Raw genomic sequence first — 26,048 nt, 5'->3', positions numbered from 1 at the left:
TTTGAAATATCGTCTTCTAAATTAATTATTTAGTTGCTAGATTATCAATTTATTTGTTAAAATATTACGTTCAATTCCTTATTTTTGTTAGGCTTAAAAAAGCAATACTATTATTAATATAAAATTATGGCGAAACAATCAGGTGAAGAGCAGGGATTTGCTTCTGAAAAATTAAAAGCGTTACAAACAACCTTAGAAAAATTAGATAAAGCATACGGTAAAGGTACTGTAATGCGTTTGTCGGATAGTAAAGTGATGGATGTGCCTGTTATTTCTACGGGATCATTAGGTTTGGATTTAGCGTTGGGTATTGGTGGAGTTCCAAGAGGTAGGGTAGTAGAAATTTATGGTCCTGAATCATCTGGTAAAACAACATTAACAATGCATTGTATTGCTGAAGCTCAAAAAGCAGGTGGCTTAGCTGCATTTATAGATGCGGAACATGCTTTTGATAAAACCTATGCAGAGAAATTAGGAATTGATACCAAAAATTTATTGATTTCCCAACCTGATAATGGAGAACAAGCTTTAGAAATTGCCGAACATTTAATCAGTTCAGGTGCTATTGATATCATTGTAATTGATTCCGTGGCAGCATTAGTTCCTAAGGCTGAAATTGAAGGAGAAATGGGCGATTCTAAAATGGGTTTACAAGCTCGTTTAATGTCTCAAGCATTACGTAAATTGACAGGTACCATCAATAAGACGGGATGTTGCTGTATTTTTATCAATCAATTAAGAGATAAAATTGGAGTGATGTTTGGTAGTCCAGAAACAACAACTGGTGGTAATGCATTAAAGTTTTATGCTTCTGTTCGTTTAGATATTAGACGTGCAGGTCAAATAAAAGAAAGTGCAGACTCGATTACAGGAAATAGAACTCGTGTTAAAGTAGTTAAAAATAAATTAGCACCTCCGTTTAAAGTGGTTGAATTTGATATCATGTATGGGGAAGGAATTTCTAAAGCAGGTGAAATTCTTGATTTAGGAGTTGACTTAGGAGTAATTGATAAATCAGGTTCTTGGTTCTCCTATAGCGGAAACCGTTTGGGACAAGGAAGAGATGCTGTAAAGGATTTAATTAAAGATAATCCAGAGTTGATGGAAGAATTAGAAGCTAAAATCAAAGAAAAGATTAAAGGTGATGATTCTGTTCTATTGGATAAGGAAGGTGGATCAGAAGAATAATTTTCCTTCTGATTGTTTCATTAAAAAAGCTTCTAAATTTTAGAAGCTTTTTTAATGAGTAGCAATATTGAATTTGTTGAATAGTTTTTTGACTGTTTTTTCTACAGATTTATCTGATTCCATGGCTTCTGAAATAGATTGTACTGCATGAATTACCGTACTATGATCTCTTCCTCCAAAGTGATAACCAATCGATTTAAGTGGTAAATTGGTCAGCTCTTTCAACATAAACATGGCAACTTGCCGCGGAAATACATTTTCCTTTTTTCTGCATTTGCCTTTTAATGTGTCTAAATGCACATCAAAATGATTTGTAACGGCATCTAAAATATTTTCAACACTTAATTCTTTTTCTTGATCGTTTACAATACTTTTTAAGGTGGATTTTGCTAACTCTATATCAATTTCTTTTCTTGTCAATGAAGCTTGTGCCATCAAAGAAATAATAACACCTTCCAGCTCTCTTACATTTGTTTGAATAGAATGAGCCAAATATTCCAAAACGTTTATGTCTATTTGAATTCCATCATCCTGTAATTTCTTTTGAATAATAGCAATTCTCGTTTCAAAGTCGGGCTGTTGTAAATCGGCAGTTAAGCCCCATTTAAATCGACTCAATAATCGATCTTCCATACCAACTAAATCTCTAGGAGCTCTATCTGAGGAAAGAATGATTTGTTTACCAGATTGATGTAAATGATTGAAAATATTGAAAAATGTTTCTTGTGTTTTTTCTTTTCCTGATAAAAACTGTACATCATCAATAATCAAAACATCAACTTGTAAATAAAAATTGGTAAATGCTTCAATGGAATTGTTTCTGATTGCATTCACAAATTGATTAGTGAATTTTTCCGTTGAAACGTATAAAATGAATTTCTCTGGATACTGATCTTTGATTTGATTACCAATAGCTTGAATTAAGTGCGTTTTACCTAAACCAACACCTCCATATATCATTAATGGATTGAAAGCGGTTAATCCGGGTTTGTTAGCTACAGCTAATCCTGCTGCCCTTCCTAAACGATTACAATCTCCTTCAATGAATTTGTCAAACGTATATTTTGGAATTAAATAGGAATCTAATTCAAGTGAATCTAAATCTTTGATTTGAAACGGACTTTTTGCAGGAGTATTGTCTTGGTTATATTCTTTTTTATGGTTTTGCTGATTTACTGTAGGTAAATTAAATGTCAAAGGAGGGTTTTTACGGTCACCTTTATCAACAACAATGGAATATTCTAATTTTCCATGTCTTCCTATAGCAAAATCAATAGCTTTTCTTAAAACAGATACATAGTTCTCTTCTAACCACTCATAAAAAAATTGAGAAGGTACCTGAATCGTTAAAGTATCATTCTGGAATTTAAGAGGAACGATGGGTGCAAACCAAGTTGTGTAACTTTGATCTGACAAATCATTTTTGATGATTATCAGACATTTGTTCCACAATTCTTTTACTTCAGTTTGCATTAAAATAGTTAAAAAAAAACAAAAAAATACCGACATTCTTGCAAAAAACTAATTTGCTAGATTGCTTTAATTATTAAAAATTCTATAAGCCTTTGTTTGAAAGAAATTAGAAATTTTTTTCTTTAGTGGGGAGACAAAAATAGTAAAATTCGATGTCCTTGCAAATTTAAAATTCAATATTTTTTAACTTTTTTTTGCAAAAAAAATGAACAAAAATTTGGAACTAAAAATTGTTCAATTTTATCAGTGTTTAAAGGTTGATTGACTTAAAATAGTAATAGATTTTTTTTGAATATTTTTTTAATTTTTTTTTGATAATTTTCTTCTAATTTATAGTCTTATTTTTCTAATTTATTTTTAAGCCATTGATAATCAGATTGTTGATTTAGTATTTTGAATTATTAGAATGAGGCTCTCTAAATAATTACTTTTAAAGATTTTGGTGAAATTTTAATTTTGTTTTCCTCCTGTTCTATAAATAGATTTTCACCATCCAAGTGCATAAGTGTACCAATTTTTGTCTTAAAATAATATTCATTTTGACAATCAATCTTTACTTTACTGTGTTCAGGTATATTTTTTAAAAATAGTCTGATTCCAAGTTCGCCTATTTGAAGAAAATTCAATGGTTTTATTTGTATTACCTCAAATAACCCATCTTGAATATCAGAATATGGGCTAATAAATGCATTATTTCCAAATTGATTTGCGTTTGCGAAAGTTAGAGAGAATAATTCATGATTATTTTCTGACAAATCATTGATTTGAATAGATTGATATTTGATAACTGATTGAAATGTTGATTTGATATAATTGATGAGTCCTCTTTTTTTTCCTTTTGCAAATTGGTGTGCAACAACAGCATCAAATCCAATTCCAGCCGTACAAAAAAATGGCCTATCATTAAAATGAACTACATCTATTTCAACAACTGTGCCCAACAAGCATTTTTCTAATGCCTTATTGAAGTTAATGGGTATTTTTAAATGTCTCGCTAAACCATTTCCAGACCCTAAAGGAATGATGCCTAATGGAATTTCTTGGTTGACAAGTTGGGACGCTACTTCATTGATTGTTCCATCGCCACCAATGACAATTATTTTTTCAGCATTTTGCTCAATTGCTTCGCAGGTTAATTGCTTAGCATGGTTGATGTATTCCGTAAAATGTAGTACTGAATTTGGTATTGATTTTAATTCATGTATTATTTTATCTTTGTTGGAAGAGCTTTCGCTACCAGAATTAGGATTGAAAATAATATGAATCATTTAAATATTGAATTTTGTGGTAAATTTAGGTTCAATATTTTAATTAAATAAATTATATGTTAAAAATAGGGGATAAGTTTACTCTTGAATTTTCATTTACTCAAAATCAAGTAAATGATTTTTGTAAGATTTCTGGGGATTTTAATCCGTTGCATTGGGATGAAGAATTTGCTGCTTCTACACCGTTTAAACGACCAATTATACATGGAGCCTTGGTATCAAGTGTTTTTTCAAAAGTAATGGGTATGGATTTTCCAGGAAAAGGAAGCGTTTATTTAAAGCAAATTTCAGAGTTTAAACGTCCGTTATATGTTGGGCAAAACTATAACGCCGTTTTTGAAATTGAATCGATCAATGAAAGCAAACATACAGCTGAGATTAAAACGCAAGTTTTTGAATTAGAAAGAGGAAAATTAATGGTAGATGGGCTTGCTTCGGTAATGAATACGGTACTGTTCTAAACTAAAAAAGCCCGAAATTTTCGGGCTTTTTTATGTATAAAATAGTATAATACTATTTTGATGCATTTTTCTTGTTTTGTACTTCAGTACGAATTTCTTGTGCCAAAGTTTTTAATTGCTGTAAGCCACCTCTTACACGTGTACCTGCTGCTTGGTTACCTTTATCATAGAATTTTTCGAAATCTGATTCCAATGACATAATTAGGTCTTTTACTTCTGCAAATCTGCTCATAATAATTTGAATTTTTAGGTTTTAAAAAAATTAGATTGTCTTTTTCGCTGTTTGAAGCGTTTATAAAGCGAAATTTAGTAAAAAACTTTACGCTCGCAAATTATTTAGTACAAAAAAGATAAAAAAATGTTAAAAAAGTGAAAAAAAAACTAAAATCCCCCTAAAACGAACAATTATTGCTTATAATATCCTGCTTTTAATCTTTTTTGAACTTCTGCAAAACATTCAGTCGTGTAATTGATATCTTCTATTGTATGTGAAGAGGTCGGAATGATTCTCAACATAATTTGACCTTTAGGCACAACAGGATAAACGACAATACTACAGAAAATTCCCATATTTTCACGTAAGTCCCTAACCAATGTAGTTACAGCAGCAATGTCATAATCTCCATGTAAAAATACTGGAGTAACTGGAGATGTTGTTTCTCCAATGTCAAATCCTTTTTCTATTAAACCCTTTTGAAGTGCCTTTACATTTTCCCATAATTTTTCTCTTAATTCAGGATGCTTTTTGATTAATTCCAATCGCTTCATTCCACCTATTACAAATGGCATAGGAAGTGCCTTAGCATAAGTTTGAGAACGCATATTATATTTCAAATACATGATAATATCTTTTGGTGCTGCAACAAATGCACCAATAGCAGCCATGGATTTAGCAAAAGTTGAAAAATATAAGTCAATTCCCTCTGTACAATTTAAATGCTCACCAACACCTCTTCCGTTAGCACCCATTGTTCCAAATCCATGAGCATCATCAACCAATAGTCTGAAATCGAAATCTTTTTTCATTTCTACAATCTTATCCAAAGATCCTACCTTTCCAGACATTCCAAATACACCCTCTGTGATTACAAGGATTCCTCCTCCAGTTTCTTTTGTTCTGTTAGTAGCTCTTTCTAGATTCTTTCTCAATGAATCCATATCATTGTGATTAAACTTGTAGTAATCACCCATTTTGGCTTTATGTAATCGAATTCCATCAATTAAACATGCATGTGATTCCGCATCATATACAATGATATCTCTATGGTCAACCATACATTCAATAATTGACATTACACCTTGGTAACCATAGTTTAATAAAAAGGCATCTTCCTTTCCTACAAATTCAGCTAACTGTCTTTCAAACTCCTCATGTTCGTTGGTATTTCCAGACATCATTCTTGCTCCCATTGGATATGCTAAGCCATATTTGGCAGTTGCATCAGCGTCAGCTTTTCTAACCTCCGGGTGATTCGCTAGTCCTAAATAATTATTTAGAGACCAGTTCAACATTTCTTTTCCCATGAATGTCATTCTTGGACCTAATTCTCCAGTCAATTTAGGAAATGAAAAATAATGATGTGAGTAATGAGCATGTGCACCAATAGGCCCCATGTTTTTAACTACTTTCTCGAAAATATCCACTGCAATGATTTGTTTTAAATGAAAAATCTTAAAATAATTACAAAGTTAATTTATATTTTTTGGATAGCAAAGTTTGATTTTCAACTATATAATTTACATTTGAATTTCTTTTCAACAACTAATTTTTAAAATGCGTAAGATTAATCTGAAAGCCTCATTAAATTTATTATTCTTCTTTTTTATAATTTCCTATTCTTTATTAGCCCAACCTACGAATAAACCTTTAATTGAATCAAAGAATGGAATGGTGGTTACAACTCACCCCATTGCAAGTGAAATAGGTCTTGATATTCTTAAAAAAGGAGGAAATGCCATTGATGCTGCAGTGGCTGTTAATTTTGCTTTGGCTGTTTGTCATCCTGCAGCGGGTAATATAGGTGGTGGAGGTTTCCTTGTTTATAGGAATATGAAAGGGAAGGTAAATACCTTAGATTTTAGAGAAAAAGCACCGCTATTAGCATCTAAAGATATGTATTTAGATCAGAATGGTGATTTGATTCCGGATAAAAGTCAAACCGGTATTTTCTCAGTTGGTGTCCCGGGATCTGTAGATGGAATGGTCAAAATGCACAAAAAATATGGAAAGCTTGCTTGGGCTACGCTTGTTCAGCCTGCTATTGATCTTGCTGCCAAAGGTGTGGTTTTAACTGAGAAAGAGGCTAGGGGTTTAAATAGACAAAGAACGGATTTTCTTTCGCAAAATTCTGGTAAGAATTATCTATTGAAAGAAACAGGTTGGATGAAAGGGGATACTTTGTTTCAAATGGATTTAGCCAAATCTTTGGAAAGAATCGCTTTGAAAAAAAGGAAAGGATTTTATAAAGGTGAAACGGCCAAATTGATTGTAGCTGAAATGAAGGCTAAAAACGGATTGATTTCTCAAAAAGATTTGAATAAATATCATTCTAAATGGCGTAAGCCCATTTTGTCTAAATACAAAGACTTTACAATTATTGGAATGCCTCCTCCATCTAGTGGAGGTATAGCTTTGGGACAGCTTTTTAAAATGGTTGAATCTTTTCCATTAAATAAATGGGGTATAAATTCTGACTCTACGATTCAAACTATAATAGAAGCCGAACGCAGAGTTTATGCCGATCGTTCTAAATGGTTAGGTGATCCTGATTTTGTGAAGGTGCCTGTCAAGGAGTTGTTAAATGATGAATATGTACGAAATCGAATGTTGGACATTAATTTTGATAAAGCTACTCCCAGTGCATCAATTAAAGCTGGTGAATTTTCTGGCTATGAAAGTCCAGAGACAACCCATTATTCCATTGTAGATAGTGAAGGAAATGCTGTTTCTATCACAACGACTTTAAATAATTCTTATGGAAGTAAGGTGTTTGTAGGAGGAGCAGGGTTTTTGTTGAATGATGAAATGGATGATTTTTCAGCGAAACCAGGGTCTCCTAATTTATATGGTTTAATAGGTTCTAAAGCCAATGAAATTAAACCACAAAAAAGGATGCTTTCTAGTATGACTCCCACTATTATTGAACAAAATGGTCAATTGAAAATGGTTGTTGGAACTCCTGGAGGTTCTACAATTATTACGAGTGTTTTTCAAGTAGTATTAAATGTTTTGGAGTTTGGTATGAATATGCAAGAAGCTGTTGAATATCCTAGATTTCATCATCAATGGCAGCCTGAAAAATCGAATTTTGAAGTGAAGCGATTTTCATCAGAACAACTAGATCGTTTAGGGAAAAAAGGATATGGTTTTAACCCTGTTGGCGGAATTGGATTAGTAGAAGGTATTTATGTGTTACCCAATCGAGTTCTTCAAGGTGGTGCCGACTCACGCGGAGACGACACCGTAAAGGCTTATTGAAATAATTTAGCAACCAAAAATGCTGCAGTTGCTGCAGCTGCACCAATGGAGGTTACTTTTAACGCTCCGATGAATGGTTGTTGTTCCGTGATTTTGCTTTTGAAATAGCCGAAAATAAATAATGCTAGTAATGTAATTGCAGCCGAGTCAATTAAGCCATCAACAGGATTTTCAACGAAAAAATAAGGTGCAAGAGGAATTAAACCTCCAATTACATAGGAAATTCCGATGGTCAAGGCTGAATTTCTTGCTCGATTTGGATTTGGTTTTTCTAAGCCTAATTCAAAGCGCATCATAAAGTCGACCCACTTATCTTTGTCTTTAGAAATACATTCAACGACAATTTCTTGTGCTTCTGGACTTAAACCATAATCTTCGAAAACTTCGCGAATTTCTTCTTTTTCACGTTCTGGCACTCTTTCAACTTCATCGTATTCTCTTTTTAATTCAGCTTCATAATGTTCTTTTTCTGTCATTCCTGCCAAATAACCTCCTAGGCCCATAGCAATAGAACCTGCTACAATTTCAGCGACACCCGCTGTCGTAACAATTGAGGCAGAAGAAACAGCTCCTGATAATCCCGCCGCTAAAGCGAAAGGAACAGTAAGTCCGTCTGACATTCCAATAACTATATCAGTTAGAAAATCGGAACTTTTTAAATGTTTTTCGTGTAAATGGTGATCGGGTCCGTGCATATTATTATCTGATGCCGTGCATCATTCTTTTTAAGGGGCCAATGGATAAAAAATACAATAAAACAGATGCTACTCCAGCCAAAACAACGAATAACATGAAAAAGTCGTACAAATTATGAATCTCAAATCCTACAAAACTTGGGAATTCAGTTTGTCCAGGTATGTTTTCAGGTAATAATGCTCCTAATGTTCCAGCTAAGGCATATCCAGCTGCATTTGCTAAAAACCAAACTCCCATTAAAAGAGAAGAAAAACGTTTTGGGGCTAATTTGGCAACAAGAGAAAGTCCAATAGGAGAAAGGCATAATTCGCCCATTGTTTGAAATAAATACAAAATAATCAACCAAATGACATTCATTTTGGCTGTTCCTAAATCTTTTACTTGACTAGCAATGATCCAATAACCTAAAGCAAGCAAAAGTAATCCAATAGCTTGTTTACCTGGCGAATTGGGCTCGATGCCACGCTTTTGTAAACGCATCCATAACCAACTAAATGGAAATGCTAAAATTATGATGAAAAATGAATTGGCATTTTGAACTGAACTTGGAGGTAATTCAAATCCAAATAAATGTAAATCAGTTTGTTGGTCAGCGATAAAAGTTAAAGAAGAGCCTGCTTGTTCAAATGCTGACCAAAAAAAGATGACAAAAAATGAAATAATATACATGACCCAAATCCGATCTCTTTCTATGGGAGTAATCGTTTTGTCTGTCATGATTAAAAATGCCAAACTTATTCCAGAAGAATAGATGACTGGGTATATCCAATCCTTTATGATATTAGCGGTTTCACTTGTAAATAGAAAGTGAAAAATGAAAATCAACCCTATAAATAACGCTGAAGTTATTGCAATAGATAAAGTTGAAAATTCAGCCTTTTCAGTTTCAGAACTCAAATCTTCCACATTTGAAAATGTCGGTTTTAAGCCTATTTCACTTCCATCTGGGTTTTTTAAAAATTTATTTTTCAAAAAGTAGAAACTAACCGTTCCAATTAGCATTGCTGTTCCAGCGGCGAGAAATCCCCATTTGAAAGCTTCTACCACTCGAACGCCATTTTCTAATTTCACATCACCTACTAAAGGACAAATTAACATGCCCAATAATGCTCCGGTATTGATTCCCATGTAAAAAATAGTGAAGGCTGAATCTAAACGGTTATCTCCCTTAGAATACAATTGTCCAACCATGGAAGAAATATTGGGTTTGAAAAACCCATTTCCAATAATTAGGAAAAACAATCCCCCCCACATTAATAAGGTGGCAAAATCTAAATCGTTTTGAAAAGAACTTGCAGAGGAGAAAAGGAATAATTGGCCAATAGACATAGTCAATCCTCCTAAAATAATACAGTTCCTATTTCCTAAATATCGATCCGATATATAGCCTCCGAACATGGGAGTGAGGTAGCTCAATCCTAAGAATCCACCATATAAAATAGAAGCTTCTTGTTGTTTAAAAGCAAGCGCATTTACTAAAAACAGAGATAGTAATGCACGCATTCCATAAAAATTAAATCTTTCCCACATTTCTGTAGTGAAAAGCATATATAATCCTTTTGGATGTGTTGTAGTAGTAGTTTTAGTCATAAAGGTTTGTTGAAATGAAACACAAGATACAATTTTGTATCTAAATAAATTAGAATTTTATCACAAAATCTTAACTTAAAATTTATATCAAAGTAGGGTCAAATTCCGAAAAGATGTGAAACATATTTTGTATGTTTGTCAATTGATTTCATTGACTGAATATTTATCAAATTATACTATGGGAAAGATTATTGCAATTGCGAATCAAAAGGGCGGGGTAGGTAAAACGACAACAGCGATTAACTTAGCTGCAAGTTTAGCTGCTTTGGAGTTTAAAACGCTTTTGATAGATGCTGATCCACAGGCTAATTCAACTTCGGGTTTGGGTTTGAATCCCAAAGAGGTGAATCATAGTATATATGAATGTATGGTGGGAATTGCGACCGTTGATGAAAGTATTTTGCCAACTGAAGTCCCATTTTTAGACATTATTCCATCTCACATCGATTTAGTAGGAGCGGAAATTGAAATGATCAATTTAACGAATAGAGAAGGTAAGATGCGTGAAGCTTTATCTACGATTAAAGATAAATATGATTTTATCATAATGGATTGTTCTCCTTCATTAGGTTTGATTACAATTAATAGTTTAACAGCAGCTGATTCTGTGATTATACCTGTACAATGTGAATATTATGCATTGGAAGGTTTAGGTAAATTATTAAATACTATTAAGATTATTCAATCACGCTTGAATACTAAATTAGTGATTGAAGGGATTTTATTAACTATGTATGATTTACGTTTAAGACTTTCAAATCAAGTAGTTAATGAAGTTAATTTACATTTCAAAAACATGGTTTTTGAAACAATTATTCCGAGGAATATTCGTTTATCTGAATCTCCAAGTTTTGGTATTCCTGCCATTTTGCACGATGCTGAGAGTAAAGGTTCCATCAGTTATTTAAATTTAGCCAAAGAAATTATTACTAAAAACGGTTTGTTACAAGCGGTTTAGTTAATTATAAATTATGTCAGTAAAGCAAGAATCAAATTCAAAAAAACGTATTGGTTTAGGTAGAGGTTTAGGGGCTCTTTTAGAGGATTCTGAAAAAGTTCAATCGCATCATGCTTCGGATTATGCTGGAAGTCTTGATACGGTTAATTTGATGGAAGAAATACCTTTGGAATTGATTGAAACAAATCCTTTTCAACCACGTGAATTTTTTGAAAAAGATGCACTGAACGATTTAGCTGAATCCATTCGTATTCAAGGAATTATTCAACCAATTACGGTTCGGAAAATTGCTCCTCGTAAATTTCAATTAATTTCCGGGGAAAGAAGGTTGCAAGCTTCTAAAATTGCTGGATTGGTAAAAATACCAGCTTATGTAAGAACAGCGGACGATCAACAAATGATCGAAATGGCATTGATTGAAAATATTCAAAGAGAAAATTTAAATGCCATTGAGATTGCTCTTTCTTACAAACGTTTGATGGAAGAATGTGATCTCAAACAGGAAGAATTAGGTTCTCGAGTAGGAAAAAGTCGTTCTACAGTTACAAATTTCATGCGATTATTGAAATTACCTCCTGCTATCCAGGTGGCAATTCGGGATAATAAATTATCAATGGGCCATGCACGTTGTTTGATTCCTGTAGAAGATTCTGATTTACAAAATACCTTGTTTCTTAAAGCTATTTCAGAAGAATGGTCAGTTCGTAAATTAGAAGATGCTGTTCGTCAGTCAGCTAATTTGGATAAATCTGATAAAAATCAAAAAGGCGAAGATTCAATTGATTCCTCAGATTTGAAAAATTACATTTCTGCGTTTTCTAGTTTTTTCAATTCTCCTGTTAGTCTGAAGGTGAATGCAGATGGTAAAGGAGAAGTGAAATTAAGCTTCAAATCCAAAGATGAATTAATGAAACTTATCAAGGTTTTACAGAAATCGTAAATATGTTGATTCTTCAGTCTAAGTATATCAATGTTCTTTTTTTTGTCTTTTTTATAATTTTGAGTTTTCATGCTCAAGCCTATAAATCTGTCGATTCGCTTCAAATCAAATCGGTTCAACAAACTAAAGATTCAACCGATATACAATCGATTCCTGTAGTTGTCAAAAATAAAAAAATACCTTATAAAATTATTCCGAGGGTAGCTACATTACATTCATTAATGATTCCTGGTTGGGGGCAATTGTATAATCGTCAATATTGGAAGTTGCCATTGGTCGTAGGTGCTTTTGTTAGTTTAGGCTTGATTGCCAATTATAATCATTCGAGGTACATGAAATATAGGGATTATTATTACATTGTTTCACCACATTCTGATGATCCAAGTTATGTTCCACCAAGTACCGTGGCAGTTCCTTATGAAGATGGCGTTGTTCGCGATTTAGATGTAAATCAATTGAAACGTATCAATGATGGATTTAGAAGAAATAGAGATTATACCTATATTGGGATTGTTATTGCCTGGGCATTTAATGTGGTGGATGCGAATGTGAGTGCCCATTTAAAAACGTTTGATGTTTCGGATGATATTAGTCTAAAAATCAAACCAGCTTTGGATTTTAATCCAATTAATAATAGTTTAGTTTCTGGACTTACTTTGTCCTTTAATTTAAAAAAATAAGTTATGAGAATTGTATTGATTGGTTATGGCAAAATGGGTAAGGAAATTGAGAAAATTTCTTTGCAAAGAGGGCATGAAATAGTAGCTAAAATAGACATAGATAATAATCATGAATTAGATTTGTTGACCAAAGATTCTGTGGATGTTGCGATTGAATTTTCTAATCCAGCTTCTGCTTATCAAAACATTATTAAGTGTATCGAAAAACAAATACCTGTTGTTTGTGGTACAACTGGTTGGTTAGAAAAAAAGTCAGAAGTGGAATCTTTGACACAAAAGCACCAATCGACTTTTTTTTATGCCTCAAATTATTCTATTGGGGTTAATTTGTTTTTTAAATTGAATAAGTTTTTGGCCAAATTGATGCAAGGACATAGCCAATATGATATTTATACCAACGAAATTCATCATTTAGAAAAGAAAGATTCACCAAGTGGCACAGCTATCACTTTGGCAGAAGGAATTCTTGAAGCATATCCCAACAAAAAATCATGGGTGAATAATGAAATTCCCCAATCTGATGAAATTGCAATTTGGTCTCAAAGAGAATCAACAATTCCTGGTACTCATACCATAAAATATATTTCAAAAGTTGACCAAATCGAAATAACGCACGAGGCTTTTAGTAGAGAAGGCTTTGCTTTAGGTGCAGTTATTGCAGCTGAATGGGTAAAAGATAAGAAAGGTATTTTAGGTATGGATGATTTACTTAAAGGTGAATAACATGAAGTACAATGTTCAAGAAATTAAATCTGAATTAGACCAACATGGTTTGGTAGTAATTCCTGGTTTTTTTGATGAAAAATTGATTGAGAAATTGCATGAATCTGCTAAGCAGATTTTTCAAATTCAGTTTGATCATTATCAAATTAAAGGAGATTACTTAACCCAAATGCAAACCTTATTCAATGAGCATTTGGACGTGTTTATTTCCTGTGGAAAAATGATTCAACAAGGTTTAGTTGAGTTGTATCAATTAGGTTTTCATTCTGATTTGGTCAACTTGATGAAAGATATTGGTCTTGAACTACCAACCATGTGTACAAGACCTGTTTTGTTTTTTAATCATCCAAGTTTAGCTAAATCTGAACATTTTTATAAAACACCATTACATCAAGATTGGGGTTCAATGTTATCTTCTTCAGATTCAGTGGTTATTTGGCTCCCTTTAATTGATGTTGGACCAGAACATGGTTCAGTTATTTTTTATCCAGGATCTCATCAATTAGGACCTTTGAAAAATAATTTCGGGAATGGATTTGCTGAAGTTGATTTTGATAGAAATGCCTTTCCAATGGTTCAACCTAGCCTGAAAAAAGGGGATATTGTTTTGTTTTCAACCTTGTTAGTACATGAATCCGGAGAAATAAAGAATAATGAAATTAGATGGTCTTGTCATTTTAGATATACCAATATGAAGGATCAACAATATATAGATCGTGGATTTCCACACCCCTATGTTTATAAACCATCACAAGAATTAATCGATAACTATTTAAATAATTTTCAACTGAATGAAACCAGAAAATAAAAAACCTAAACAAAAATCAGCCTTCAGAGAGTGGTTAGATTCAGTTATGTTTGCAGTTATTGCTGCTACATTAATCCGATTCTTTTTGTTTGAAGCGTATACCATTCCAACACCTTCGATGGAAAGTTCATTGATGGTTGGCGATTTTCTCTTTGTTAGTAAGTTGCATTATGGTGTAAGAACTCCTAAAACACCATTGCAAGTACCCCTAACACATCAAAAGATATGGTTTACTAATATTCCTTCTTATTTAAGATGGTTAGATTTACCTACTTATCGTCTACCTGGTTTTACTTCTGTCAAAAGGGGAGATGCTGTGGTATTTAATGTTCCTAATTTTGAAGAAGATGGAGATGCGCCAGTTGATTTACGTACATTTTATGTGAAGAGATGCATTGGAACCCCTGGCGATGTTTTAGAAGTAAGAGATCAACAAGTATATATCAATAATAAGGCGATTGAGAATCCAGAAAGAATGCAACATCCTGTTTACATGAAAACAACAGAGGAATTGGATAATGATTTTTTTGATAAGTACGGTATTCGAAATGCCCCAGACGCAAGTTTTGAATCAGCGGATTGGTTGCCATTAGCTGATTCAAGTAACAAATTAGTGGGTTACAAAATCAATACAAGTAAAAAAGTAATCAAAGAAATCAATGCTTTACAATTTAAAAAGTCATTTGATTATAATTCATTCAAAGATCCTAAAGGTTTAACTTTTATAGATATTTTCCCACACGATACAACAATGTTTAAATACAATCGTGATTTTTGGGGTCCAATTCAAGTTCCAGCAAAAGGATGGACAATCAATTTAGATGCTAAAAATGTTACCATTTATGCTGAGGCGATTCAGAAATACGAAGGTAATGATGGTATTACAGTAGATGGTAAAAAGATTTACAAGGATGGTAAACAATTAACATCCTATACCTTTAAACAAGATTATTATTTTATGATGGGTGATAACCGTCATAATTCAGCTGATTCACGCTTTTGGGGATTTGTCCCAGCAGATCATATCGTAGGAAAAGCAGTCTTTGTTTGGATGTCTTTAGATCCCAATAAAGGACTTTTCTCTGGCAAAATCCGCTGGAACAGAATTTTCAGATTTGTTGATTAACTTATCTTTAATACAAATCCTTTGAGGTAATTACTTTCAGGATGAAATAAATTAATTGGATGGTCGGGAGATTGAGTCATTTGATGTATGACTTGAATTTCTCGGCCAACTGATATACCAGCTGCTACTAACATGTTGTAAAACAAATCTCTTGTGATAACTTGAGAACAAGAATAAGTATAAAGAAGTCCATTCTTTTTTATTTTCCTCATCGCCAATTCATTGATTTTTTGATATCCTTGAAGTGCCTTGTGTTTTGTAGCTACAGACTTAGCAAAGGCAGGCGGGTCCAATATGATGATATCAAATTCTTCTTCTGTGTTTTTTAGATAAGGTAACGTTTCTCCAACAATGGCTTCATGATTGGATTTATCTAATCCATTTATTTTGATGTTTTCTTTCACCAAATCAATGGCTTTTGCCGATGCGTCCAAGGAGATAACTTTATTTGCACCATTTAACAATGCGTACATGGAAAAGCCTCCAGAATAACAGAAAGTATTCAGAATGGTTTTTCCTTTGGCAAATTGTCCTAAGTGAAATCTGTTTTCTCTTTGGTCGATGAAAAATCCAGTTTTTTGGCCTGTAATCCAATTGACTGAAAATTTTACGCCATTTTCTAGAATTTGATGTGGTACATCCGAATTTCCAAATACATATTCATTGTTGCAATTTGTGGCATACTCAGTAGGTAAAGTTTCTTTACTTTTATCGTAAATAGCTACTATTTCTTTTCCGAATACAGAACAAAGCGCTTGAGTTATCTCCTTTCTACAAAGGTGCATTCCAATGGTATGTGCTTGAAATACAAGGACATTGTCGTATACATCTATGATTAATCCAGGACAAAAATCACCTTCTCCATGAATTAATCGGTAAGCGTTGGTTTGATTTAATTGTAATTGATCTCTTAAGTTTTTTGCTTTTTCAAATTTTTCAATCCAAAATTGATTAATATCATTAATTTTGCTAAAAGACAATAGTTTAACAGCTATACTTCCATTGTGAAAATGTCCGCATCCTAAGAATTCATTTTTAGCACTAAGTACATTCACCCAGTCTCCATCTTTTAAATGTGAATCTTGTTTTAAAATAGCCCCAGAAAATACCCAAGGATGAAATCTTTTAACGGGAGCATCTTTCCCATGCTTTAATTGAATGTCTTTTTCTATCTTCATTTTACAAAATTGCAAATTTTATTCCAAATTTGGCTGACCAGCTTCCAACCAAGCACTGTACCAAACATCCCCGATATGCTTAATGGATGCTCGAAATCTTAATTCTACTTGGTTATTTAGAGCTTTATGATAGGCTTTTGTGTAATCGAGGCTGTAATTTTTAATTAAATTCCCTGCTTTTTGTTCAAAAGAATATTTTTTAGCGGGATTAAATTGTTTGTTGATTTTTTTTTCTTCTAATAATAAAATATCAACATATTGATTACTTTCTATGACCCATTGCCAGGCAGTTTTTTGAATAAATGGGATATATTCAGCTACCCCAAGCCAATCTTCTAAGTTCTCTTTTAGTATTTCTGGAATTCGTGACTCCCAAAAACCATGAATGCCACTTTGTCCTGTTTTTTGCCCATCATAATTGGATGTAGTGTGTAAAGGAACATGTGCATCTCCAATGTAATGACCTAATTCAGCAGAAAGTTTAATAATTTTAATACTATCTTTTTCAACAAAGGCTTTTACTAATCTTTTGTAAACGATAGGTATATGCCACACAACAATTCCATGTTTTGTTAGCGAGTCTTCTGGCGTTTTTATAATGATTTGTTGCCAATTAGTATTTCTAATGGAGTCAATGTTGTAGTGATCTAAGTCGATATAGTGTCTTGCGGCTTCCTCATCTAAAATATAACGTCTTTGATCTGGCAAGACAGCTAATTCTTCGATTTCGTGTAAATGTCGCCTGTAAAATAGATTTATTGGATGAGGTAATGTAAATACAGCTAAATGATTAATACGTTTGTGAGCATAAAATCCCCAAGGTATCGCATTGATATGGCGCACTTTAGCACTTATATTTGTAGGAACCATAGTTAAAAAGAATAAAAATAGTCGTATTTTTTTGTGGTAGGTATTGTAATTATTAATCATATTAGTTATTTTTGCATTTCAATTTTATAGAAAGAGTAATTATTAATTATAATGGCAAATCATAAATCAGCAATCAAGCGTATTAGAGCAAATGAAACAAAGCGTTTGCGTAATCGTTACCAACATAAATCTACTCGTACTTTGATCAAGAAATTGAGATTAAGTACTGATAAGGCTTTAGTGTCAGATTTATTCAAACAAGTTTCATCTGCATTAGATAAGCTTGCAAAAAAGAACATTATTCATAAGAATAAAGCAGCAAATCAAAAATCTAAATTAGCTAAATTCGTTAATAAGATCGCGGCTTAATTTGAAATTATAAAGTACTTGATAAAACCCCGTATTGACGGGGTTTTTCTTTTTTTAAGCTTTATGTTTGTGGAAATATACATCCATGAATTACCAAACCTCTAATAGAAAAATTTCTAATATCCGTGTTGAAGATCGTCCACGGGAAAAATTGCATCAAAAAGGTCGTGAATTTTTAGCTAACGATGAATTACTAGCTATTTTAATAGGTTCAGGCATTCCTAACAAATCGGCCATAGAATTAGCGAATGAAATGCTTTTTGCCATCGATGGGAATTTAAAAACCTTGTCTAGATTCAATCAATTTGATTTTATGAAGTTCAAAGGGATAGGGAAGGCAAAAGCTTCACTTTTGGTGGCAGCATTAGAACTAGGAAGAAGAAAAGTAGATTTTGAGGCAAATGTTGAAATAGATTCAATCAAAAGTTCCAAAGATGCCTTTCGGATTTTGCAACCACATTTGGGTGATTTAAATCATGAAGAATTTTGGATTATTCATTTAAATCGAGCTGCAAAAATAATTAAGTTAGAAAGTCTAAGTAGAGGTGGGGTTGCAGGAACAGCTGTCGATTTGAAATTGCTTTTTAAATCAACCATTGAACAGCTTTCTTCGTCCTTGATTTTGGCGCATAATCATCCATCTGGTCAAATACAACCTAGTCAAGCAGACAAAAATTTAACGAATCGAATTATAGAAATTGGAAAACTATTGGATATTCAAATATTAGATCATTTGATAATTACGTCTAATAAATATTTTAGTTTTACAGATGAGGGAATATTGGTGTAAAAAAAAGAAAGAGGCTATTTGCCTCTTTCTTTGTAAATTTTTTGAAGCTTAGCTCCAACGACGAATGCTATTGCAAATAAAATAATGAAAAATGCTGCGCCTGAATATCCCATTTGTTATAAAATTTAATTTTGACAAAAATACATAAATAATTAAAGTAATCCCTTGGTACTCGGTAAAGAATCTAAATTTTTTTGATCTCTTAATACTGCCATTCTAATTGCTTTAGCAAAAGCTTTAAATATCGCTTCTATCTTATGGTGCTCATTTTCACCCTCTGCTTTGATATTTAAATTCGATTTGGAAGTGTCAGAAAATGATTTGAAAAAATGAGAAAACATTTCTGTAGGCATTTCTCCAATTTTTTCTCTGTTAAATTTAGCGTCCCAAACTAACCAATTTCTACCTGAAAAGTCAATGGCTACTTGTGCTAAGCAATCATCCATTGGGAGTAAGAAGCCATAACGTTGTATTCCTTTTTTGTTTCCTAAAGCCAATAAAAAAGCCTCTCCTAAAGCAATACCGGTATCTTCAATCGTGTGATGTTCATCTATATGTAAATCACCATCTACTTTAACAGATAAATCAATATTTCCGTGTTTAGCGATTTGATCTAACATGTGATCGAAAAAGGCTATTCCTGTGTGATTATCAGCTTTACCTTTTCCATCTAAATTTAGATCGATGTGAATCTTTGTTTCATGCGTATTTCTATCATGACTCACCTTACGCTCTGGTAATCTTAAAAAAGTGTAAATATCATTCCAATTGTCGCATTGCAGGCAAACGTAAGGAGCTAAGATAGCAGGAACTTCTAAATTCCCCATTAAGATAGCTTTCGAACCTAGATTTTTGGCTAATTCAACATCGGTTAATCTATCTCCTATGACAATTGAATTCTCTAAATCATATTCTCCGTTGAAGTATTTTGTTAACATCCCAATGCCTGGTTTCCTGGTGGGAAGGTTTTCGTTTGGAAAACTTTTGTCGATGTGAATGTCCGCGAATAATATGTCTTCTGATTGAAAGACTTGAAGCATTTTATTTTGGGCAGGCCAAAATGTCTCTTCAGGAAAAGAAGCTGTTCCTAAACCGTCTTGGTTGGTTACCATGACAAATTCATAATCAGTTTCTGTTGAGATGTTTTTTAAATTTGAAATTACATTGGGTAGGAATTCAAGCTTTTCTAAACTATCTACTTGTTGGTCTATAATTGGTTCAACAATTAAAGTTCCATCTCTATCTATGAATAATACTTTTTTCATTTTGCAAATGTACAAAATCCATTTTTTTGTTTATTAAAAATTATAAAAATAAGCTGTAAATAATGTGATTAATTGTATTAATCAAAGTAATTTTGTTTTTGAATAAGTTAAGACATGAGCAATATTTTAAATATTTTTAAGGAAGAGGATAAAAGTAATATTCTTAAAAATTTAAGTTTAATCTTAAATGAAAAAGAAGAGGTGGTTGAAAATATTTTACCAGTTTGGAATTCGATCGTCCTAGCAAGTTTGGTAAAGTTAACTCGTAATCGAATTAGATTTTCTGCCTTACAAAATTTTATACAACATCATCCAATTCCTAGTAATGAACTATCTGTTCTTTTAAATGCCAATACGACAAATGTTTCAATTGAAAAGATTGTTGATTATGGTGAATCATTAATGGGTGTTTTAATGCCTGATAAAAAAAGTGCTTTAGCAACAGCTATGTCACAGAATTTATCGTGCAGGAGTTCATTTGTTTTAAAAGGACTTTCCTTAGTGTATGCTTTTTATGGCGAATTTTTGTTGGAAGAATATCAAACTGTTCTTATTGATTGGAAAACGTATGTCGAGTATTTTTCTAATTATAAGAATTCCATTTTCAATGGAAATGTACCAGAAAAGGTTCAGAAATCGATTAACGAAATTTTGATTTTATCAGAGATATACAAAGATTCATCTAGTATTTTAAGTTTATCAGACGACTCTGATTCTTCTGTTAATAATCAAGAAGAAAGAAGACCTCTTTTGCTGCAACCTATTGTTATTGCTTCACTGATCATTTCATTGCTTATTGCATCAGGTTTATATTTTTATTTTAATAATAAAAGTGAAGATATAGATAACAGTCATGTGGATGTTGAAGAAATTATTCCAATGGATTCATTGAATAAATTGAACGATAGTTTAACTAAAGCTGTCCTCGATTCAAATCGTATAAAAAATGATTCGTTGGTGACTTTAGTTTGGCCAAAAGGGAAGGAGTTCCAGGTTCCCCAAAATTCTGCTTTAGTTCAAATTCATCCTTATTTGACAGATTCAAGTCAAGTTGAATCCTTACAAGTCGTTTGTACTGAGTTTTCATTTAATCAAGAAACTGAGCAAATTATTAAAGCTCCTGATTATTTTTTCAAACGATTTGTAGAAGGTTTAAATAATTTCAAAAAAGTCAAATTGAAATTATACACATTTTCAGAAAATGGTAGTGCATCAGCTCTTAAAAGAGGGTTTATGTTGAAAAATAGATTAGTAGGCGAAGGATTATCCCCTAAAAGGATTGAAGTATTTACTACTTCAAATGGTATTAAAGCTGATGATTCCAAACCCTTAAATAGTCAAGTTGTATTTGAGTTTCAAAAGTAATAGATTATTGAAATAATACAATTAATTTGTTTTGTATTATTTATTCAGGTATCTTTGTGCTTAATAAGTACAAATACATCCTCACAACTCTTTTTACATAGTATTGTAAAAATTCCTTTCCTTTATTTAATAGGGGGCAATCGGCAAGAGTTAATTATGGATGTGTTCGGGCATCATAATTAAAAATAAAAAAATGAGTCAACAAATTCGCTTTGATTCTCTTCCATTGTCGGAAGGGATACAAGAAGCTGTAAAAGAAATGGGTTTTGAATTCGCTTCACCCATCCAATCAGAAGCTATTCCCTTTGTTTTAGAAGGCCGTGATGTTATCGGTCAGGCCCAAACTGGTACAGGTAAAACTGCAGCCTTTGGGATTCCAATGATTGAGCACATAGTTCCATTTGAGAAATATGTACAAGCAATCATTTTATGTCCAACCAGAGAGTTGGCACTTCAGGTAACTGAAGAAATGAAAAAACTTTCCAAATTTACTAAAGGTGTTTGGGTGACTACTGTATACGGTGGTGATTCAATTGAGCGTCAAATTAAATCTTTGAAAGCAGGTGCAAACATCGTAGTGGGTACTCCAGGTCGTGTAATTGATTTAATCGAGCGTAGAGCTTTAAAATTGAACCAAGCAGCTATGATCGTTTTGGATGAGGCTGACGAGATGTTGGATATGGGTTTTAGAGAAGATATTGAAAGTATTTTGGAAGAACTTCCGAATGAGCGTCAAACAGTTCTTTTCTCAGCGACTATGTCGAAGCCTATCATGGCTTTAACTTCTCGTTTTTTACAAAATCCTAAATTGGTTAAAGTTGTAAAAAATGAAATTACAAACGTCAATATCGAGCAATTGTATTTCGATGTGAAAGGTCGTGCAAAAATGGAAGTTACGACTCGTTTGATTGATTTTTATGGCCTTAAATTGATGCTTATCTTCTGTAATCAGAAGAAACGTGTAGATGAAGTGGTAGAAGAATTGGTTTTACGTGGTTATTCAGCTGAAGGTTTACATGGCGATTTGAGACAAACTCAAAGAACGCAAGTAATGAATCGTTTTAGATCTGGCGCGGTTAATATCTTGGTAGCAACAGATGTAGCGGCCAGAGGTCTAGATGTGGATAATGTAGATGCTGTAATTAATTATGATATTCCTTTAGACGAAGAGTATTACGTACATAGAATTGGTCGTACAGGTAGAGCTGGTAAATTCGGTAAAGCATTTACGATGGTAGTGGGTTCAGAGAGAAATCGTTTGCGCGAAATCATGAACTACACCAAAGTTAAAATTGACAAAGGTGTTATTCCATCTTTTTCTGATGTAGTTGGAGTAAAGAAAGGCATGTTTATCGAACGTGTGGCTTCTACGATTCAGGCAGGCGATTTAGAATTGTTTGATGATGTTCTACAGTCTTTGCAACATGCTGGACATACAACTGAACAAGTTGTTTCGGCTCTTGTTAAGATGAATATGGGAGTTCAAAAGAATGAATTCGCAGATGAAAACTTAGACGGAGAATTTGAACGCCAGTCTAGAAAATATGGTCGTGAAGAAAGAGGTGGTGGATATAGAGGAGATAGAGATGATCGTAATTCAAGAAGAGGTGGTGGACGTTTTGAAAGAGAATCCTCAGGTGGGCGTTTCGGAGATCGTGATCGTGGTGGAAGAGATAGAGACCGTGGTGGAGACCGTGACCGTGGACCACGTGGACCAAGAATGGATAGAGAGGGAAAACCTTACCGTTCGGACGAAAACATGGTTAGAATGTTTGTTAATATTGGATTTAACGAGAAAATTTCACCTTCGAACATTGTTGGAGCTTTTGCTGGAGAATCTGGTATTCCAGGTAATGTGTTGGGACAAATTCAAATTGAAAACAAGCATACCTATGTGGACGTTCCTAAAGAATACGCCAATGTTGTTTTAGAAAAAATGTCCGGAGCACAAATCAAAGGTAAAAGAGTTATGGTGGAGGTTGCAAAACCAGTTTAATATAACTCGATGATTATTTCAGAAAGGTGGCAATTTATTGTCACCTTTTTTTGTTTAAATTCAGTATAAATTTGAACTTTGTCGCTTTATATCATACTAGTTAATCGTAATGAGAAAAGGTAATTTATATTGGTTTTTGGTCCTTATTTTACTTGTAAGCTTTGGTGTATATTTTTTCTCTTTAAAAAGTAAATCAAGTAACTTAAGTTATGCAAGAGATGTAAAGCCTATCATAAATAAACATTGTATTTCTTGCCATGGTGGTGTAAAAAAACAAGGGAAATTTAGCTTGCTTTTTCAAGAAGAAGCTTTTCAAAAAACGGCTTCAGGGAAACCATCCATTGTTCCATATCATCCTGAAAAATCTGAATTTATCGCCCGTTTACATGCAAAAGATGTGGATGAGAGAATGCCTTTGAATAAAGAACCCTTGACAGAGGGGGAAATTAAAATTTTGACACAGTGGGTCAAAGAAGGGGCAAAATGGGAGACACATTGGGCGTATTTACCCATTGTTAAGCCAATTATTCCATCAGCATTAAGTTTTTGGGAAAGAATTCAATTTTGGAAAGAAAATCCAGTTAAAAATAACATTGATGAATTCGTTCTAGAAGAATTGCACCAAAAAGGATTATCGCCTTCAGAAAAAGCAGAAAAATTTGTATTGGTTCGTCGATTATCCTTAGATATTTTGGGATTACCGCCTACAGCTAAAATGGTGGAAGATTTTGAAAAAGTTTCTTCACAAAAAGAATATGAAGCTTTTGTAGATCAATTATTACAGTCGAACGCCTTTGGTGAAAAATGGGCATCCGTATGGTTAGATTTAGCTCGTTATTCAGATAGTAGAGGATATCAAAAAGACAATGGTCGAACCATCTGGCCTTACCGCGATTGGGTCATAAAGTCATTTAATGCTAATATTTCTTTCAAAGATTTTGTAGAAAAACAATTGGCTGGAGATTTATTGAAAAATCCAACCGATGACGATTATATCGCTACTGGTTTTCATCGAAATACGATGAATAATGATGAAACGGGAACTGTGGATGAAGAGTTCAGAGTTGCTGCGGTTTTAGATCGTGTCAATACCACATGGGATGCTTTGCATGGGACAACATTTTCTTGTGTACAATGTCATAGCCATCCTTATGATCCAATTAAGCACGAGGAGTATTATCAATTTATGGCATTTTTGAATAATACTCGGGATGAAGACACTGGTGATGAGGCACCCAATATTCGGAAATTTAATCAAACAGAAGATTTAAATAAATTATTGGCTTTTCAGAATGAAATTTCCAATTTGTCACAGGTTGAAAAATTATATATCAATCGATTTGTTAAATTTTTAGAACCTAGATTTCATGCACATTATGCTGATAATTTCATCAATGGTGCTTTATTGGGCGGAGTGCAAATCGGTTTAAGAAATACAGGTACATGTAGAATTCCCAATATTAAAACCGATTCAGTTGCGCAATTATTGATTCAATATACATCAAAGAATCCCAAAGGAAAATTGCTAATCCGAGAAGGAGGTTTAACCGGAAAAATTATTTTTCAAACCAAGTTAGATACCACTTCCAAACCAAAATTTTTGACCATCAAATGGCCTAAATCTATCGGAAGAAAGGATTATTATTTAGAAGCACAAAATAGTACGTTGGCAGGCAAGGCAGAAGATGTTTTTAGAATTTCGTGGTTTGCCTTCATGCCACAAATTAATCTTTCTAAGGAGTCTTATCAACATTTCTTGGAATTGTTGACAGTCAAAACGGATAACTTTCCGATCTATTTAGAAATGCCAAATAATTACAAACGTAAAACAAATGTTTTTACGAGGGGTAATTGGTTAATGTTGGGTAAAGAGGTTCAAGCGAATGTTCCTGGTTTTATGCATCCATTCAAAGATGAATGGCCTAGAAATAGATTAGGTTTAGCCAAATGGGTAACGGATTCCAATAATCCTTTGTTTGCGCGCAATGTGGCTAATCGTTTTTGGGAACAAATTTTTGGAATTGGTATAGTTGAAACTCTTGAGGATTTTGGTTCTCAAGGTGCAAAACCTTCTCACCAAGATTTGTTAAATTATCTGGCCTATCAATTTATTTTCACCTATGATATGAAGCCAAAGCCACTGATCAAAGAAATTGTTTGTTCAGCTACGTATCAACAATCTTCCAAAGCAAGTAGAAAAATGATGGAAATAGACCCATCGAATAAATTTTTAGCTCGTGGGCCCCGTTTTAGAATTTCTTCCGAACAAGTAAGAGATCAAGCATTAGCGGTTGCAGGTATGTTGAATCGGAAAATGTATGGTAAACCAATCATGCCTTATCAACCAGAAGGAATTTGGCAGGCCGTAAATTCAAGTTTAAAATGGAAACAAGATTCCACTTCCGAGCAATATAGAAGGGCTATATATATCTTTACCCGAAGAACAGGACCTTACCCGAGTCAGTTTACCTTTGATTCACCTAGTAGGGAGGTTTGTATGGTAAGAAGAATACGTACCAATACTCCATTACAAGCTTTAGTATTGTTAAATGATCCTGTTTTTGTAGAAATCGCTAAAAATTTGGCTTTACAAATGCAAAAACAAAGTCAATTTAGTTTGGAGAAAAAAATTGAAAATTTATATTTTAAAATGTTTTGGCATTCCATTAATGACAAAGATTTAAAAACGTTAACACATTTATTTGAAACAGGTAAAATACACTTTTCAAAAGAGGCTAAATTCAAGCAAATTGCTGAATTGAAAGCTTTGGAAATGGTAGCAAGCGCTATGTTAAATTTGGATGAATTTGTTACCAAAATGTAATT

At 33.1% G+C, this 26,048-nt stretch carries 23 protein-coding genes; 14 read left to right on the top strand and 9 right to left on the bottom strand.

Features of this window, described 5'->3' with window-relative positions; genetic code table 11:
* Nucleotides 1-126: 126 nt before the first annotated feature.
* Complete coding sequence (recA, locus tag V7S79_RS03000) at nucleotides 127-1,188, top strand: recombinase RecA (RefSeq protein ID WP_459489069.1); 1,062 nt, start codon at nucleotides 127-129, stop codon at nucleotides 1,186-1,188.
* 51 nt (nucleotides 1,189-1,239) lie between these two features.
* Here recA and dnaA read toward each other — a convergent pair whose 3' ends face one another.
* Nucleotides 1,240-2,661 (bottom strand): chromosomal replication initiator protein DnaA, encoded by a 1,422-nt coding sequence (dnaA, locus tag V7S79_RS02995; protein ID WP_459489068.1) that lies wholly within the window; start codon nucleotides 2,659-2,661, stop codon nucleotides 1,240-1,242.
* 416 nt (nucleotides 2,662-3,077) lie between these two features.
* Nucleotides 3,078-3,929 (bottom strand): diacylglycerol/lipid kinase family protein, encoded by an 852-nt coding sequence (locus tag V7S79_RS02990; RefSeq protein ID WP_459489067.1) that lies wholly within the window; start codon nucleotides 3,927-3,929, stop codon nucleotides 3,078-3,080.
* A gap of 56 nt (nucleotides 3,930-3,985) precedes the next feature.
* Between V7S79_RS02990 and V7S79_RS02985 the strand changes: the two genes are divergently transcribed.
* Nucleotides 3,986-4,390, top strand: coding sequence for a MaoC family dehydratase (locus V7S79_RS02985; RefSeq protein ID WP_459489066.1), 405 nt, complete (start codon nucleotides 3,986-3,988; stop codon nucleotides 4,388-4,390).
* 52 nt (nucleotides 4,391-4,442) lie between these two features.
* On the opposite strand, the gene V7S79_RS02980 is transcribed toward V7S79_RS02985, so the two are convergent.
* Nucleotides 4,443-4,622, bottom strand: a complete 180-nt coding sequence (locus V7S79_RS02980) for a histone H1 (protein WP_459489065.1) — start codon at nucleotides 4,620-4,622, stop codon at nucleotides 4,443-4,445.
* A 173-nt stretch (nucleotides 4,623-4,795) separates the two neighbouring features.
* Nucleotides 4,796-6,034 (bottom strand): aminotransferase class I/II-fold pyridoxal phosphate-dependent enzyme, encoded by a 1,239-nt coding sequence (locus V7S79_RS02975; RefSeq protein WP_459489064.1) that lies wholly within the window; start codon nucleotides 6,032-6,034, stop codon nucleotides 4,796-4,798.
* A gap of 130 nt (nucleotides 6,035-6,164) precedes the next feature.
* Between V7S79_RS02975 and ggt the strand changes: the two genes are divergently transcribed.
* Nucleotides 6,165-7,868: a gamma-glutamyltransferase gene (ggt, locus tag V7S79_RS02970; protein WP_459489063.1), complete on the top strand. Its 1,704-nt coding sequence runs from the start codon at nucleotides 6,165-6,167 to the stop codon at nucleotides 7,866-7,868.
* Here ggt and V7S79_RS02965 read toward each other — a convergent pair.
* Together V7S79_RS02965 and V7S79_RS02960 are read right to left on the bottom strand one after the other, a co-directional pair.
* On the bottom strand, nucleotides 7,862-8,563 hold the full coding sequence (locus V7S79_RS02965; protein WP_459489062.1) for a VIT1/CCC1 transporter family protein: 702 nt from the start codon (nucleotides 8,561-8,563) through the stop codon (nucleotides 7,862-7,864). The two genes, ggt and V7S79_RS02965, sit on opposite strands and share 7 nt — an antisense overlap.
* A gap of 4 nt (nucleotides 8,564-8,567) precedes the next feature.
* Nucleotides 8,568-10,154 carry a peptide MFS transporter gene (locus V7S79_RS02960; protein ID WP_459489061.1) on the bottom strand — a complete coding sequence of 529 codons (1,587 nt, stop codon included), beginning with the start codon at nucleotides 10,152-10,154 and terminating at the stop codon, nucleotides 8,568-8,570.
* Between the two features lie 178 nt (nucleotides 10,155-10,332).
* Between V7S79_RS02960 and V7S79_RS02955 the strand changes: the two genes are divergently transcribed.
* From V7S79_RS02955 to lepB, 6 genes are read left to right on the top strand one after another with little or no spacing between them, the layout of a single operon-like run.
* Nucleotides 10,333-11,112 carry a ParA family protein gene (locus V7S79_RS02955; RefSeq protein WP_459489267.1) on the top strand — a complete coding sequence of 260 codons (780 nt, stop codon included), beginning with the start codon at nucleotides 10,333-10,335 and terminating at the stop codon, nucleotides 11,110-11,112.
* A 13-nt stretch (nucleotides 11,113-11,125) separates the two neighbouring features.
* Nucleotides 11,126-12,052 carry a ParB/RepB/Spo0J family partition protein gene (locus V7S79_RS02950; protein WP_459489060.1) on the top strand — a complete coding sequence of 309 codons (927 nt, stop codon included), beginning with the start codon at nucleotides 11,126-11,128 and terminating at the stop codon, nucleotides 12,050-12,052.
* A 2-nt stretch (nucleotides 12,053-12,054) separates the two neighbouring features.
* Nucleotides 12,055-12,732 (top strand): DUF5683 domain-containing protein, encoded by a 678-nt coding sequence (locus tag V7S79_RS02945; RefSeq protein WP_459489059.1) that lies wholly within the window; start codon nucleotides 12,055-12,057, stop codon nucleotides 12,730-12,732.
* A gap of 3 nt (nucleotides 12,733-12,735) precedes the next feature.
* Nucleotides 12,736-13,455 carry a 4-hydroxy-tetrahydrodipicolinate reductase gene (gene dapB / locus V7S79_RS02940; RefSeq protein WP_459489058.1) on the top strand — a complete coding sequence of 240 codons (720 nt, stop codon included), beginning with the start codon at nucleotides 12,736-12,738 and terminating at the stop codon, nucleotides 13,453-13,455.
* Nucleotide 13,456: 1 nt separating this feature from the next.
* Complete coding sequence (locus V7S79_RS02935) at nucleotides 13,457-14,263, top strand: phytanoyl-CoA dioxygenase family protein (protein ID WP_459489057.1); 807 nt, start codon at nucleotides 13,457-13,459, stop codon at nucleotides 14,261-14,263.
* Nucleotides 14,247-15,389 carry a signal peptidase I gene (lepB, locus tag V7S79_RS02930; protein ID WP_459489056.1) on the top strand — a complete coding sequence of 381 codons (1,143 nt, stop codon included), beginning with the start codon at nucleotides 14,247-14,249 and terminating at the stop codon, nucleotides 15,387-15,389. The genes V7S79_RS02935 and lepB overlap by 17 nt, the downstream gene beginning before the upstream one ends.
* Here lepB and V7S79_RS02925 read toward each other — a convergent pair.
* Nucleotides 15,386-16,567, bottom strand: a complete 1,182-nt coding sequence (locus tag V7S79_RS02925) for a class I SAM-dependent rRNA methyltransferase (RefSeq protein ID WP_459489055.1) — start codon at nucleotides 16,565-16,567, stop codon at nucleotides 15,386-15,388. The two genes, lepB and V7S79_RS02925, sit on opposite strands and share 4 nt — an antisense overlap.
* A gap of 18 nt (nucleotides 16,568-16,585) precedes the next feature.
* Nucleotides 16,586-17,497 (bottom strand): zinc dependent phospholipase C family protein, encoded by a 912-nt coding sequence (locus tag V7S79_RS02920; protein WP_459489054.1) that lies wholly within the window; start codon nucleotides 17,495-17,497, stop codon nucleotides 16,586-16,588.
* A 51-nt stretch (nucleotides 17,498-17,548) separates the two neighbouring features.
* Between V7S79_RS02920 and rpsT the strand changes: the two genes are divergently transcribed.
* Together rpsT and radC are read left to right on the top strand one after the other, a co-directional pair.
* On the top strand, nucleotides 17,549-17,806 hold the full coding sequence (gene rpsT / locus V7S79_RS02915) for a 30S ribosomal protein S20 (RefSeq protein WP_459489053.1): 258 nt from the start codon (nucleotides 17,549-17,551) through the stop codon (nucleotides 17,804-17,806).
* Nucleotides 17,807-17,891: 85 nt separating this feature from the next.
* Nucleotides 17,892-18,596 carry a RadC family protein gene (gene radC, locus V7S79_RS02910; RefSeq protein ID WP_459489052.1) on the top strand — a complete coding sequence of 235 codons (705 nt, stop codon included), beginning with the start codon at nucleotides 17,892-17,894 and terminating at the stop codon, nucleotides 18,594-18,596.
* A 152-nt stretch (nucleotides 18,597-18,748) separates the two neighbouring features.
* On the opposite strand, the gene hisB is transcribed toward radC, so the two are convergent.
* Complete coding sequence (hisB, locus tag V7S79_RS02905) at nucleotides 18,749-19,861, bottom strand: bifunctional histidinol-phosphatase/imidazoleglycerol-phosphate dehydratase HisB (RefSeq protein ID WP_459489051.1); 1,113 nt, start codon at nucleotides 19,859-19,861, stop codon at nucleotides 18,749-18,751.
* A gap of 114 nt (nucleotides 19,862-19,975) precedes the next feature.
* On the opposite strand from hisB, the gene V7S79_RS02900 reads away from it, so the two are divergent.
* The 3 genes from V7S79_RS02900 (at nucleotide 19,976) to V7S79_RS02890 (ending at nucleotide 26,046) form a co-directional block, all read left to right on the top strand.
* The gene (locus V7S79_RS02900; RefSeq protein WP_459489050.1) at nucleotides 19,976-21,226 is read left to right on the top strand and encodes a hypothetical protein; all 1,251 of its coding nucleotides are present in this window, start codon (nucleotides 19,976-19,978) and stop codon (nucleotides 21,224-21,226) included.
* Nucleotides 21,227-21,419: 193 nt separating this feature from the next.
* Nucleotides 21,420-23,222 (top strand): DEAD/DEAH box helicase, encoded by a 1,803-nt coding sequence (locus V7S79_RS02895; RefSeq protein WP_459489049.1) that lies wholly within the window; start codon nucleotides 21,420-21,422, stop codon nucleotides 23,220-23,222.
* 109 nt (nucleotides 23,223-23,331) lie between these two features.
* Nucleotides 23,332-26,046, top strand: a complete 2,715-nt coding sequence (locus tag V7S79_RS02890; RefSeq protein WP_459489048.1) for a PSD1 and planctomycete cytochrome C domain-containing protein — start codon at nucleotides 23,332-23,334, stop codon at nucleotides 26,044-26,046.
* Nucleotides 26,047-26,048 lie beyond the last annotated feature (2 nt).

The sequence above is a fragment of the Aquirufa sp. ROCK-SH2 genome, assembly GCF_054558315.1.
This window is presented reverse-complemented; position numbering and strand designations above follow the sequence as displayed.

What these genes read in the sequence shown, in the direction of transcription:
- recA (WP_459489069.1), top strand. Translation starts at nt 127, where the DNA reads ATGGCGAAACAATCAGGTGAAGAGCAGGGATTTGCTTCTGAAAAATTA.
- dnaA (WP_459489068.1), bottom strand. Translation starts at nt 2,661, where the DNA reads ATGCAAACTGAAGTAAAAGAATTGTGGAACAAATGTCTGATAATCATC.
- V7S79_RS02990 (WP_459489067.1), bottom strand. Translation starts at nt 3,929, where the DNA reads ATGATTCATATTATTTTCAATCCTAATTCTGGTAGCGAAAGCTCTTCC.
- V7S79_RS02985 (WP_459489066.1), top strand. Translation starts at nt 3,986, where the DNA reads ATGTTAAAAATAGGGGATAAGTTTACTCTTGAATTTTCATTTACTCAA.
- V7S79_RS02980 (WP_459489065.1), bottom strand. Translation starts at nt 4,622, where the DNA reads ATGAGCAGATTTGCAGAAGTAAAAGACCTAATTATGTCATTGGAATCA.
- ggt (WP_459489063.1), top strand. Translation starts at nt 6,165, where the DNA reads ATGCGTAAGATTAATCTGAAAGCCTCATTAAATTTATTATTCTTCTTT.
- V7S79_RS02965 (WP_459489062.1), bottom strand. Translation starts at nt 8,563, where the DNA reads ATGCACGGACCCGATCACCATTTACACGAAAAACATTTAAAAAGTTCC.
- V7S79_RS02960 (WP_459489061.1), bottom strand. Translation starts at nt 10,154, where the DNA reads ATGACTAAAACTACTACTACAACACATCCAAAAGGATTATATATGCTT.
- V7S79_RS02955 (WP_459489267.1), top strand. Translation starts at nt 10,333, where the DNA reads ATGGGAAAGATTATTGCAATTGCGAATCAAAAGGGCGGGGTAGGTAAA.
- V7S79_RS02950 (WP_459489060.1), top strand. Translation starts at nt 11,126, where the DNA reads ATGTCAGTAAAGCAAGAATCAAATTCAAAAAAACGTATTGGTTTAGGT.
- V7S79_RS02945 (WP_459489059.1), top strand. Translation starts at nt 12,055, where the DNA reads ATGTTGATTCTTCAGTCTAAGTATATCAATGTTCTTTTTTTTGTCTTT.
- dapB (WP_459489058.1), top strand. Translation starts at nt 12,736, where the DNA reads ATGAGAATTGTATTGATTGGTTATGGCAAAATGGGTAAGGAAATTGAG.
- V7S79_RS02935 (WP_459489057.1), top strand. Translation starts at nt 13,457, where the DNA reads ATGAAGTACAATGTTCAAGAAATTAAATCTGAATTAGACCAACATGGT.
- lepB (WP_459489056.1), top strand. Translation starts at nt 14,247, where the DNA reads ATGAAACCAGAAAATAAAAAACCTAAACAAAAATCAGCCTTCAGAGAG.
- V7S79_RS02925 (WP_459489055.1), bottom strand. Translation starts at nt 16,567, where the DNA reads ATGAAGATAGAAAAAGACATTCAATTAAAGCATGGGAAAGATGCTCCC.
- V7S79_RS02920 (WP_459489054.1), bottom strand. Translation starts at nt 17,497, where the DNA reads ATGATTAATAATTACAATACCTACCACAAAAAAATACGACTATTTTTA.
- rpsT (WP_459489053.1), top strand. Translation starts at nt 17,549, where the DNA reads ATGGCAAATCATAAATCAGCAATCAAGCGTATTAGAGCAAATGAAACA.
- radC (WP_459489052.1), top strand. Translation starts at nt 17,892, where the DNA reads ATGAATTACCAAACCTCTAATAGAAAAATTTCTAATATCCGTGTTGAA.
- hisB (WP_459489051.1), bottom strand. Translation starts at nt 19,861, where the DNA reads ATGAAAAAAGTATTATTCATAGATAGAGATGGAACTTTAATTGTTGAA.
- V7S79_RS02900 (WP_459489050.1), top strand. Translation starts at nt 19,976, where the DNA reads ATGAGCAATATTTTAAATATTTTTAAGGAAGAGGATAAAAGTAATATT.
- V7S79_RS02895 (WP_459489049.1), top strand. Translation starts at nt 21,420, where the DNA reads ATGAGTCAACAAATTCGCTTTGATTCTCTTCCATTGTCGGAAGGGATA.
- V7S79_RS02890 (WP_459489048.1), top strand. Translation starts at nt 23,332, where the DNA reads ATGAGAAAAGGTAATTTATATTGGTTTTTGGTCCTTATTTTACTTGTA.